Genomic DNA, 9,005 nt, shown 5'->3' on the forward strand with positions numbered 1-9,005 from the left:
GTCGGTCGGCGGCAAGACCGGCATCAACCATCCGCTCGGCAAGAACATGATCGGCGCGTTCTACCAGCCGCAGGCGGTGATCGCAGACATCGGCGCGCTGTCGACGTTGCCGGATCGCGAACTGGCGGCAGGCATCGCCGAAATCATCAAGACGGGCGCGATTGCCGACGCGGCATTCTTCGACTGGATCGAGGCGAACGTCGATGCGCTGAACCGCCGCGAGCCCGACGCCCTTGCCGAAGCGGTCAAGCGCTCGTGCGAAATCAAGGCGCGCGTCGTCGCGGCCGACGAGCGCGAAGGCGGTCTGCGCGCGATCCTGAACTTCGGTCACACGTTCGGTCACGCGATCGAGGCCGGGCTCGGCTATGGCGAGTGGCTGCATGGCGAGGCGGTCGGGTGCGGCATGGTGATGGCGGCCGACCTGTCGGTGCGTCTCGGCCTGCTCGACGAAGCGTCGCGCCAGCGTCTGAACGCGGTGATCGCGGCTGCGCATCTGCCGATCCGCGCGCCTGCGCTCGGCGACGCGCGCTATATGGAACTGATGCGGGTCGACAAGAAGGCCGAGGCGGGCGCAATCAAGTTCATTCTGCTCAAGCGATTCGGCGATACGCTGATCGCGCCGGTGCCCGACGAGGCGGTATTCGCGACACTCGCGGCGGCGATTCGATAACCTGGCCCGGCTGTCCGGCGCCCTTGACGTGGAGGAGACGGTGAGCGAGACATCCGGCAGCAAGTTGCCACGCCAGCCCCGGAGCGCGGCCATCGCGCCGGTGGCCGAGCCGCCGACGCTGGCAGCGCTGGAAGCGCATCTCGCTCCCTATGCGGCGCACGCGTCGCAATCGCGCGGACGGCGGCATCAGGAGCCGCCGCCCGCGGCCCGCACCGAATTTCAGCGCGACCGCGACCGCATCGTTCATTCGACCGCGTTCCGCCGGCTCGAATACAAGACGCAGGTCTTCGTCAATCACGAAGGCGACCTGTTTCGCACCCGTCTCACGCACAGCCTCGAAGTCGCGCAGATCGCCCGCTCCATTGCGCGCAATCTCCGCCTCAACGAGGATCTCGTCGAGGCCATCTCGCTCGCGCACGACCTCGGTCATACGCCGTTCGGCCATTCCGGGCAGGACGCGCTCAACGCGTGCATGCGCGAGCATGGCGGCTTCGAGCACAACCTGCAGAGCCTGGCTGTCGTCGACGAACTGGAGGAGCACTACGGCGCGTTCAACGGCCTGAACCTCTGCTTCGAGACGCGCGAAGGCATCCTCAAGCACTGCTCGCGCGAGAATGCGCGCAAGCTCGGTGCGCTCGGAGAGCGTTTCCTGCAAGGGCGTCAGCCGTCGCTCGAGGCGCAGCTTGCGAACATCGCCGACGAGATCGCATACAACAATCACGACGTCGACGACGGCCTGCGTTCCGGATTGATCACGATCGAGCAGCTCGCCGAAGTCGAGCTCTGGCAGCGCCATTACGAGGCGGCACTCGCTGAGTTCCCGCATCTCGAGGGGCGCCGTCTCGTGCACGAGACGGTGCGCCGCATCATCAACACGCTGATCGTCGATCTGATCGACGAGACGACGCGCAATCTCGCGCGTGTTGCGCCGCAATCGCTCGACGACGTGCGCGCGGCCCCGCTGCTCGTTTCGCACAGCGAGACCGTCGCCGCGCAGGCCGCCTCGCTCAAGCGTTTCCTGTTCAAGAATTTGTATCGCCATTACAAGGTGATGAGAATGGCGAATAAGGCGCAGCGTGTCGTCGCGGGGCTGTTCGACGCGTTCGCCGACGATCCGCGCCTGTTGCCGCCGCAGTATCAGGCGGAGGATCCGGCGCAGCAGCCGCGGCTCGTCGCGCACTATATCGCCGGCATGACCGACCGGTTTGCGCTGAAGGAATACCAGCGGCTGTTCGTGATCAACGACAACTGAGCGTCGGGTGCCGCAGACGCGGCGGCGATGCTGTCCGATTTCCGGTTGCCGTGCGTCATGTACTTTTTCAAGGCGAATAGCGGCGTGGCGCGTGACAGCGCATGTCTGCGTGACGCGCGACTCGCTCGAGGCAACAACACTCGCGTGGCGCACAAGCCGTCCCGCACATGCTTTTCTAAGACAAATGGCTGCCTCGCTTGTGACGACGCGTGTCTGCGTGGCGCACGATCCGCTCGACGCCACAACGTTCGCGCGGCGCATGATCGCGAAGACCCGCGGCTGCGCGGATCCAATCGGTGCGCCGGCCAAACCAGATGGCGAGGTTTCCTGATGAATTCCCGCGCTTCATGGCCCTATCCGCGCGTCGTCGCGCATCGCGGCGGCGGCACGCTTGCGCCCGAGAACACGCTCGCCGCGCTCGACGAGGGCGCGCGACTCGGTCACGGGATGGTCGAGTTCGATGTGAAGCTGTCGGCCGACGGCATCACGTTCCTGCTGCATGACGACACCGTCGATCGAACTTCGAACGGCAAAGGGCCTGCGGCGGGGATGCGCTATTCGACGCTGGCCGCACTCGATGCGGGATCGTGGTTCGACGCGCGTTTCGCGGGCGAACGGATGCCGACGTTCGAGACTGCGGCGGCGCGCTGCATCATGCTCGGGCTCGCGGTGAATGTCGAGATCAAGCCATGTCCGGGACGCGAGCACGAGACCGGGCGGCGCGTGGCCGAGGACGCGGCAATGTATTGGCGTGGCGCATCGGTACTGCCGCTGCTGTCGTCGTTCTCATTCGAAGCACTGCGGCAAGCCCGTGAGGCCGCGCCCGGCCTGCCGCGCGGGATGCTGTACGAGGCGGTGCCGGACGACTGGCGCGCGCAGGCGGTCGATGCGCTCGACTGCGTGTCGCTGCATGCGGACCACACGCAACTCGACGAGCCGCTGGTGCGCGCGATCAAGACGACGGGGCTGCGTATCCTCGCGTATACGGTCAACGACCCGGCGCGGGCGCTGCAACTCGCAAGATGGGGCGTCGACGCGATCTGCACCGACCGGATCGACCTGATCGGCCCGCACGCGCTGGATTCGACCGCATAGCACGGCGAGGCAGGGCGGGCAAGAAACGCGGCCCGGACGGACACCGCCTGGGCGCCTTGCATCGTGTCGGCGGTAACACTGGGAAAAATCCGCTACAAGTTGCAGCGGGATTAACCATTCCCCAAATATTCGACTACGCTTAGAAACGGTAGCCGACGTTCACGTACGAGACGATCGGGTTGAGCTTGATCCGCGCCCTCGACGTTTCGGTCAGTGTGCCGACCGGGGTGGCGCGAGCCGTCGTGAATGTGGCGGTGACGCTCACCGGGACATACGAGAGCGACAGGCCGGCGAACCAGCGCTCGTTGAAGTTGTACGTGAAGCCGGCGTTGAACACGGGCGCCCACTGGTTGCTGGTCGTCGCCGTGGTCGGGCCGCCGAGCACGCCTTTTTCGAACGAGCCGTTCGTGATCTTCGCGCCGGTGAACCAGACGTACGTCGCGCCGATGCCGACATACGGCCGGAATTTGGCGGGTGCGTCGGTGAAGATATAGCGGAGCAGCAGCGCGGGGCTCCACTGGTACGCGTGGCCGAGCACGCCAAAATTTGAGAACCGACCCTTGCCGGTGATGTCGAACTTCGGCGGTATGCCAAAGACGAACTCGGTGGAGATGTGGTCGGTGAAGTAGTAACCGGTTGCCAACCCGAGAGTGTCGGCATCGTTGATGCCGGCGCCCGTATTGGGAACGGACTGGTTGATGGGCGTGCCCCCGACTCCATAGAGGAACAGCGGGCTGCTGGTGTCCTGCGGCGCGAGGTGGAACCACCCGGTACTGACGTAGAAGCTGTTTGCTTGCGCGTGTGCCGCACCGCTTGCAAACGCAAACGCAAGCGCAGCGGCCCCCGTAATGGCCAGTTTTTGTTTCATTGTGTCTCCTCCGATCAAAGGCGTGCTCATTATGACGACTGCGTTTAAAACCAAACAAGCTTGTAAGTTAGAGTTTTCTCCCTAGGATTCGCACGACCGTACGCTTTAGCGCGCCGCGAGCGGATTTTACGCGGCTGTGCACCATCGGACCTTCGGGTATTTCCTAACGCGATCAAATGGATATTCAGCATGGCACGGCTAGCAAGACTCTATGTTCCCGACCAGCCGCAGCACGTCATATTGCGCGGCCTGGATCAGCAACCGGCGTTCGTCGACGACCAGGACTACGAGCTTTTCATCGATTGCCTGAAGGCCGCGGCGCGCGATCATAACCTCGCGGTACACGCGTATGTGCTGCTGCCGCGTCAGGTGCAACTGCTCGTGACGCCGAGCGACGAGGCCAGCCTGCCGAAGGCGATGCAGGCGGTCGGACGTCGCTACGTCGCGCATTTCAACCGGCGTTATTCGCGGCGCGGTACGTTGTGGGAAGGGCGTTATCGCGCGACCGTGATCGAGGGCGAGCGGTATTTCCTGCTCGCGAGCCGCGTGGTCGAACTGAGCCCCGTGCGGGCGCAGCTCGCCGCCACGCCGGAAGCCTATCGTTGGTCGAGTTATCGGCACCATATCGGACTGACGGTCGACAGCCTGATCACCGACCATCCGCTCTACTGGGCGCTCGGCAATACGCCGTTCGAGCGTCAGCGCGCCTACAAGGAACTGTGCGAGCAGCCGCTCGACGAGCGGCAGGCCGATCAGCTGCAGCAGGCGACGCTGAAGGGCTGGGTGTTGGGCGGCGATACGTACCGCGAATGGGCGGCGCGCACCGCCAACCGGCGTGTGTCGCCGCTGCCGCGTGGCCGGCCGCGCAAGGTGCGCGAGAACACGCCGCCGATTCAGCAGTAACGACAGCCGGCGGATCGAAAAAGCGGCGCTGCGGGCGCCGCTTCTTTTTGCACCAAAGAGATGCGTCCCCAATAAAATTGCACCGGATCAAGGCATCCGTTTAATTGGGGTCTTATCAATGGGTTTTTGTTGCTATTCCATTGATTCGTCGCGTATATTCCGAATTCCGGTGGTCTCGGGCAAAGCGCGCCCTGCCCACCGTCGGCCTTCTGCCATCCCGCCGGAAAGCAGGATGGGCGACCACAAGAAAATGGTTCAACGGCCCTCGAGGCCTCTTTAAGACGGTGTCCCCATGAACGACCACCAGCAGCCGCTCACCGCGGTGCCCGCCGCGCAAGGTCTGTATGACCCGCAAAACGAACACGACGCCTGCGGCGTCGGCTTTGTTGCCCATATCAAGGGCAAAAAGAGCCATGAAATCGTCGAACAGGGTCTGAAGATCCTCGAGAACCTCGATCACCGTGGCGCGGTCGGCGCCGATCCGCTGATGGGCGACGGCGCGGGCATCCTGATCCAGATTCCGGACGCGTTCTACCGCGAGGAGATGGCGAAGCAGGGCGTGACGCTGCCGCCTGCCGGCGAGTACGGCGTGGGGATGATCTTCCTGCCGAAGGAAAACGCGTCGCGGATCGCGTGCGAGCAGGAACTGGAGCGCACGGTGAAGGCCGAGGGCCAGGTCGTGCTCGGCTGGCGCGACGTGCCGGTCGACCATGCGATGCCGATTTCGCCGGCCGTGCGCGCGAGCGAGCCCCTGATCCGCCAGATCTTCATCGGCCGCGGCAAGGACATCATGGTGACGGACGCGCTCGAGCGTAAGCTCTACGTGATCCGCAAGACCGCCAGCCACCGCATTCAGGCGCTCAAGCTCAAGCACGGCAAGGAATATTTCGTGCCGTCGATGTCGGCGCGCACGATCGTCTACAAGGGCCTGCTGCTTGCCGGCCAGGTCGGCGTCTACTACCGCGACCTGCAGGACAAGCGCGTCGTGTCGGCGCTCGCGCTCGTGCACCAGCGCTTCTCGACCAACACGTTCCCGGCCTGGGAGCTTGCCCACCCGTACCGGATGATCGCGCACAACGGCGAGATCAACACCGTTAAGGGCAACGTCAACTGGCTGAACGCCCGTACCGGCGCGATCGCGAGCCACGTGCTCGGCGACGACCTGCCGAAGCTCTGGCCGCTGATCTATCCGGGCCAGTCCGACACCGCGTCGTTCGACAACTGCCTCGAACTGCTGGTCATGGCCGGCTATCCGCTCGTTCACGCGGTGATGATGATGATCCCGGAGGCGTGGGAGCAGCACACGCTGATGGACGAGAACCGCCGCGCGTTCTACGAATACCACGCCGCGATGATGGAGCCGTGGGACGGCCCCGCCGCGATCGCGTTCACCGACGGCCGCCAGATCGGCGCGACGCTCGACCGCAACGGCCTGCGTCCGGCGCGCTACATCGTCACCGACGACGACCTCGTGATCATGGCGTCGGAGGCCGGCACGCTCCAGATCCCCGAATCGAAGATCGTCAAGAAGTGGCGCCTGCAGCCGGGCAAGATGTTCCTGATCGACATGGAGCACGGCCGCATCATCGACGACAAGGAACTGAAGGACAACCTCGCGAACGCGAAGCCGTACAAGAGCTGGATCGACGCGGTCCGCATCAAGCTCGACGAGATCGAGCCGAAGGCCGAGGACGTCGCCGCCGGCCGCGCCGCGGGCGCCGCGCTGCTCGATCGCCAGCAGGCGTTCGGCTATACGCAGGAAGACCTGAAGTTCCTGATGGCGCCGATGGCGCAGCAGGGCGAGGAAGCGGTCGGCTCGATGGGCAACGACTCGCCGCTCGCGGTGATGTCGAACAAGAACAAGACGCTCTATCACTACTTCAAGCAACTGTTCGCGCAGGTCACGAACCCGCCGATCGACCCGATCCGCGAGAACATGGTGATGTCGCTCGTGTCGTTCATCGGCCCGAAGCCGAACCTGCTCGACACCAACAACATCAACCCGCCGATGCGTCTCGAAGTGTCGCAGCCGGTTCTCGACTTCAAGGACATCGCGAAGATCCGCGCGATCGACCGCTACACCGGCGGCAAGTTCAGCGCGTATGAGCTGAACATCTGCTACCCGGTCGCCTGGGGCAAGGAAGGCATCGAGGCGCGTCTCGCGTCGCTGTGCGCGGAAGCCGTCGACGCGGTGAAGTCCGGCTACAACATCCTGATCGTGTCGGACCGCAAGGCCGACGCGGAGCACGTCGCGATCCCGGCGCTGCTGGCGACGTCGGCGATCCACACGCACCTCGTCCAGCAAGGGCTGCGCACGAGCACGGGCCTCGTCGTCGAGACGGGCTCCGCGCGCGAAACGCATCACTTCGCGCTGCTGGCCGGCTACGGCGCGGAAGCCGTGCACCCGTACCTCGCGATGGAAACGCTCGCGAAGATGGCGGATGGCCTGTCGGGCGACCTGTCGCCGGAAAAGGCGGTCCATAACTTCACGAAGGCGGTCGGCAAGGGCCTGCAGAAGGTCATGTCGAAGATGGGCATCTCGACGTATATGTCGTATACGGGCGCGCAGATCTTCGAAGCGGTTGGCCTCGCGACCGACCTCGTCGAAAAGTACTTCAAGGGCACGGCGTCGAAGGTCGGCGGCATCGGCCTGTTCGAAGTCGCGGAAGAGGCGATCCGCCTGCACCGCGACGCGTTCGGCGACAACCCGGTCCTGCGCGACATGCTCGACGCGGGCGGCGAATACGCATATCGCGTGCGCGGCGAAGACCACATGTGGACGCCGGATTCGATCGCGAAGCTCCAGCACGCGACGCGCAGCAATTCGTACCAGACATACAAGGAATATGCGCACCTGATCAACGACCAGACCAAGCGTCACATGACGTTCCGCGGCCTGTTCGAGTTCAAGGTCGATCCGGCGCGCGCGATTCCGATCGACGAAGTCGAGCCGGCGAAGGATATCGTGAAGCGCTTCGCGACGGGCGCGATGTCGCTCGGCTCGATCAGCACGGAAGCGCACGCGACGCTCGCGATCGCGATGAACCGGATCGGCGGCAAGTCGAACACCGGCGAAGGCGGCGAGGACGAGAACCGCTACCGCAACGAACTGCGCGGCATCCCGATCAGGGCGGGCGAGACGCTTCGGTCGGTGATCGGCGACGAAGTCGTGCGCGACATTCCGCTGAAGGATGGCGATTCGCTGCGTTCGAAGATCAAGCAGGTCGCGTCGGGCCGCTTCGGCGTCACGGCGGAATACCTCGCGTCGGCCGACCAGATCCAGATCAAGATGGCGCAGGGCGCGAAGCCGGGCGAAGGCGGCCAGCTGCCGGGCCACAAGGTGTCCGAGTACATCGGCAAGCTGCGTTACTCGGTGCCGGGCGTCGGCCTGATCTCGCCGCCGCCGCACCACGACATCTACTCGATCGAGGATCTCGCGCAGCTGATCCACGACCTGAAGAACGTCAACCCGAGCTCGAGCATTTCGGTGAAGCTCGTGTCGGAAGTGGGCGTCGGCACGGTCGCGGCGGGCGTCGCGAAGGCGAAGGCCGATCACGTCGTGATCGCCGGCCATGACGGCGGCACCGGCGCATCGCCGCTGTCGTCGGTCAAGCATGCCGGCACGCCGTGGGAACTGGGGCTCGCCGAAACGCAGCAGACGCTGGTGCTGAACCGCCTGCGCGACCGCATCCGCGTGCAGGCCGACGGCCAGATGAAGACCGGCCGCGACGTCGTGATCGGCGCGCTGCTCGGCGCGGACGAATTCGGCTTCGCGACGGCGCCGCTCGTCGTCGAGGGCTGCATCATGATGCGCAAGTGCCACCTGAACACGTGCCCGGTCGGCGTCGCGACGCAGGATCCGGTGCTGCGTGCGAAGTTCTCGGGCCAGCCGGAACATGTCGTCAACTACTTCTTCTTCGTCGCCGAGGAAGTGCGCGAAATCATGGCGCAGCTCGGCATCGCGAAGTTCGAAGACCTGGTCGGCCGTGCCGACCTGCTCGACACGCGCAAGAGCGTCGAGCACTGGAAGGCGAAGGGTCTCGACTTCTCGCGGGTGTTCTACCGGCCCGCAGGCAGCGAAGGCGCGGCCAACCGCCACGTCGACGTGCAGGACCACGGCCTCGAGCGCGCGCTCGACCACGTTCTTATCGAGAAGGCGAAGGCGGCGATCGAGAACGGCGAGCTCGTGTCGTTCATCCAGCCGGTGCGCAACGTGA

General features: G+C 64.9%; 6 protein-coding genes. 5 read left to right on the forward strand and 1 reads right to left on the reverse strand.

The window, feature by feature from the left end:
• From KH616_RS16620 to ugpQ, 3 genes are all read left to right on the forward strand, one after another.
• Positions 1–670, forward strand: a 670-nt coding sequence (locus tag KH616_RS16620) for a 3-dehydroquinate synthase (RefSeq protein WP_292248274.1), incomplete at its 5' end; no start/stop codon positions are given.
• Between the two features lie 40 nt (positions 671–710).
• A complete protein-coding gene (locus KH616_RS16625) occupies positions 711–1,922 on the forward strand; it encodes a deoxyguanosinetriphosphate triphosphohydrolase (protein ID WP_292248276.1) in 1,212 nt (403 codons plus the stop codon).
• 330 nt (positions 1,923–2,252) lie between these two features.
• Positions 2,253–3,017, forward strand: coding sequence for a glycerophosphodiester phosphodiesterase (ugpQ, locus tag KH616_RS16630; protein WP_292248278.1), 765 nt, complete (start codon positions 2,253–2,255; stop codon positions 3,015–3,017).
• 139 nt (positions 3,018–3,156) lie between these two features.
• Here the strand turns inward: ugpQ and KH616_RS16635 are convergent, their stop codons facing one another.
• Positions 3,157–3,885: an OmpW family outer membrane protein gene (locus tag KH616_RS16635; RefSeq protein WP_292248281.1), complete on the reverse strand. Its 729-nt coding sequence runs from the start codon at positions 3,883–3,885 to the stop codon at positions 3,157–3,159.
• A 189-nt stretch (positions 3,886–4,074) separates the two neighbouring features.
• Here KH616_RS16635 and KH616_RS16640 point away from each other — a divergent pair, with 189 nt between their 5' ends.
• Positions 4,075–4,788, forward strand: coding sequence for a transposase (locus KH616_RS16640; protein WP_292248284.1), 714 nt, complete (start codon positions 4,075–4,077; stop codon positions 4,786–4,788).
• A 292-nt stretch (positions 4,789–5,080) separates the two neighbouring features.
• Positions 5,081–9,005 (forward strand): glutamate synthase-related protein (locus tag KH616_RS16645; protein ID WP_292248286.1); only part of this gene is annotated, 3,925 nt, incomplete at its 3' end.

Source organism: Burkholderia sp., from assembly GCF_018375725.1.
GTDB lineage: Bacteria > Pseudomonadota > Gammaproteobacteria > Burkholderiales > Burkholderiaceae > Burkholderia.